The organism is Desulfonatronospira sp. MSAO_Bac3 (genome assembly GCF_003838035.1).
GTDB lineage: Bacteria > Desulfobacterota > Desulfovibrionia > Desulfovibrionales > Desulfonatronovibrionaceae > Desulfonatronospira > Desulfonatronospira thiodismutans.
On the sequence record NZ_QYZY01000046.1, the window covers coordinates 1 to 2,329 of the forward strand.

At 53.7% G+C, this 2,329-nt stretch carries 5 protein-coding genes; all 5 read right to left on the reverse strand.

What is annotated here, in order from left to right; translation table 11 throughout:
* A partial coding sequence (locus D5S03_RS01390; protein ID WP_287042457.1) for a J domain-containing protein occupies positions 1 to 480 on the reverse strand: 480 nt, incomplete at its 3' end.
* 73 nt (positions 481 to 553) lie between these two features.
* The gene (locus tag D5S03_RS01395; RefSeq protein WP_008871446.1) at positions 554 to 868 is read right to left on the reverse strand and encodes a hypothetical protein; all 315 of its coding nucleotides are present in this window, start codon (positions 866 to 868) and stop codon (positions 554 to 556) included.
* 70 nt (positions 869 to 938) lie between these two features.
* Complete coding sequence (locus D5S03_RS01400; RefSeq protein WP_008871445.1) at positions 939 to 1,649, reverse strand: hypothetical protein; 711 nt, start codon at positions 1,647 to 1,649, stop codon at positions 939 to 941.
* A gap of 30 nt (positions 1,650 to 1,679) precedes the next feature.
* Complete coding sequence (locus D5S03_RS01405; protein ID WP_287042458.1) at positions 1,680 to 1,913, reverse strand: hypothetical protein; 234 nt, start codon at positions 1,911 to 1,913, stop codon at positions 1,680 to 1,682.
* A gap of 69 nt (positions 1,914 to 1,982) precedes the next feature.
* On the reverse strand, positions 1,983 to 2,144 hold the full coding sequence (locus D5S03_RS01410; RefSeq protein WP_287042459.1) for a hypothetical protein: 162 nt from the start codon (positions 2,142 to 2,144) through the stop codon (positions 1,983 to 1,985).
* Positions 2,145 to 2,329: the final 185 nt, after the last annotated feature.

Below are 2,329 nucleotides of genomic sequence, written 5' to 3' on the forward strand. Positions count from 1 at the left end.
CTGGGTTTTGATGGTGCGGGAGCCGTGTACAGTTCTGATCTTATCCAGATCCCACTGTCCTCTGCTGCTGGTCTTGGATTCAGGGGGCCTCCAGAACCAGGCCTTCTTTTTGGGTGCGAAAAAGAGCCCGGCGTCTTTGAGTGCCTGGCGGTGCAGGTAAGTATTTCCGGTGACCCAGAGCCAGGTGCCGCAGATCTCGAACAAGAGGCCCGGCAGGTGGCCGATCTTGCTGAGAATGCCGGACATCTCTTCGTCCAGGGACATCTCACCCGGATCTTCTGTTGCGTTTTCATGTATGGCCCACTCTCCAAGACTGGATACAAGCAGGTCATAGGCAGCGTTGACGAGCTTCATGAGCTCTTCGCCGTGGGGATTGACGTCTGGGTGATACTTGCGGGCTGCTGCACGGTAGGCCTGCTTCAGTGCCTCCAGAGTGGCTGCCTCGGGCTTTAGAACCTGCAGCGCTTCCTGAGTGTTCATCTTGATCCTCCTTTGTTGGTGGTTAAACGCAAAAAGGGCCGGGACATTTTCGCCCCGGCCCTTGAACCTGGTTTTATGTGTGCGTGCACCAGCAGTCCTCGAAGTCATGAAAGACCATCACTCCGACCATGAAGGGACCCTCCTGCCTCTCCAAAGGATGCAGGTCCGGGTTGCCGTTTTGCCTGTACCAGGCCAGAGTGAACTCAGGATGGGAGAACCCCTCGGTGTAGCCGGTAATGACCACGTCTGTACTGGGCAGCGCTGCAAGGTTGTGCAGCTTCTCCTGGAACTTACGCCTGGAATTGGGGCTGTGCTCGCAGATAACCCTGGTGATCCCCCTGATGATTTCCTGCTGGGCATAGGGCTGGGTGGTGATCAGTAATGCCATGGTAACCTCCTTTATGGGTATGGAATTTGGACATAAAAAAGCCCGGGTTATGACCGGGAAAAGGGAAGGGTTAGCTATTTCTGGACAGCCAGTGCTGGTAATCCTGTACGAGCTGATTAAGGACTTCTGAGCGGGTGGATATCCGGCTCAGGGACTGATCCCGGATGGTTCTGGTGATGCTGTGATAAAATGAATACAGAGTCAGGCCGTTGAGGGCGACTTCCTCTTTGTAGGCCTCCAGGAACCGGTGGAACCTGCTGGCTGGGAAGGCTTGCTTGCGCATGGCCTCGAAGCTCAAAATGCGCATATGGCGCTGGGACAGAGGGATGTTCTTCAGGTCTAACTGCCATGCCTCCAGACTTTCCAGGCGGTGGACTGTGGTCTCTATGGCCCTGCCGGACATGGCAAAGAGCTCGTCTGTGTCCAGGCCCTTGGTGTGCTTCCGGAATTCGACGAAGTCACCGGCAAAGACCAGGTTAGAGCAGACCATTGTATATGTCCCGGCGGTTATGCCTACGGCAAAGCGCTTAGCAATTGAGTTTCGAAATCCTATCTGCCAGTTTACTCCGTCCCGACCCTGATCCAGACGGTATGAGGCAAACAGGTTACCTCCTCCAGTGGTGAGCTCGAAGCACTTACTCTGGATACCCAGGCCTGCCTCGGATACTGCATGTTCCACAGCATCGATTACCAGGCTGTGATGGACAGGATTCCAGGTGTCGGTGCCCTGGACTTCGGGAACTGCACGGACTTCTTGTTCTGAAACGAAATGTGCCTTCATGATCTTACCTCCTGTTTTGAGATTACTGGGTTAGATGATGGTATTGACGATCTGACTGATTTCCTCATCCAGCATGCAGGCGTACTCGATGCCGCCGGTGGGTCCGACGTGAGGCAGGACATTGCGCCTGAGACGCCCGATGGCCCTGTCTGTGGCGTTGAACTGGTTGCAGACAGGCCACTTGTGTGACTCGTCATACTGGCGAAACAGTTTGTTGATTTCGTGGATGTTCATGTCTGAAACATCCCGGCCATAAATCTTCATAGAAACCTCCTTATATTTTGACGTAATAAATCCCGAGGACTTGTGTTCAGCCTTGGGATGTTACGCCGGTTATTTGGTTTGGTTCTGGGCTGGGCGGGTAGTTTTGCTGCCCTTGGAACGGACAATCACCCTGGGAGCCATGATGCTGATGGCACCCGGGCTGGGCATGGGGTATCCATTTTTGGGCCTGCGGTAAAAACTGCGATTGAATTCAAGAGACACTCTGTTCATGGGGAAACCTCCTTTTATGGTGTTGAACGTAAAAAGGCCGGGACAGTGCTTGAATGCAGCTGTGCCCGGCCTTACAAAGTTGACCTTGTTAGTAGGTTTTTAGGTTAAATTTTTAGATGAAGGGCTCACCGAAGTCCCGCTGGTCTTCGTGCTGCCTCTGCAGCTTATTCAGGACGCCTTCAAAG

What these genes read in the sequence shown, in the direction of transcription:
- D5S03_RS01395 (WP_008871446.1), bottom strand. Translation starts at nt 868, where the DNA reads ATGGCATTACTGATCACCACCCAGCCCTATGCCCAGCAGGAAATCATC.
- D5S03_RS01400 (WP_008871445.1), bottom strand. Translation starts at nt 1,649, where the DNA reads ATGAAGGCACATTTCGTTTCAGAACAAGAAGTCCGTGCAGTTCCCGAA.
- D5S03_RS01405 (WP_287042458.1), bottom strand. Translation starts at nt 1,913, where the DNA reads ATGAAGATTTATGGCCGGGATGTTTCAGACATGAACATCCACGAAATC.
- D5S03_RS01410 (WP_287042459.1), bottom strand. Translation starts at nt 2,144, where the DNA reads ATGAACAGAGTGTCTCTTGAATTCAATCGCAGTTTTTACCGCAGGCCC.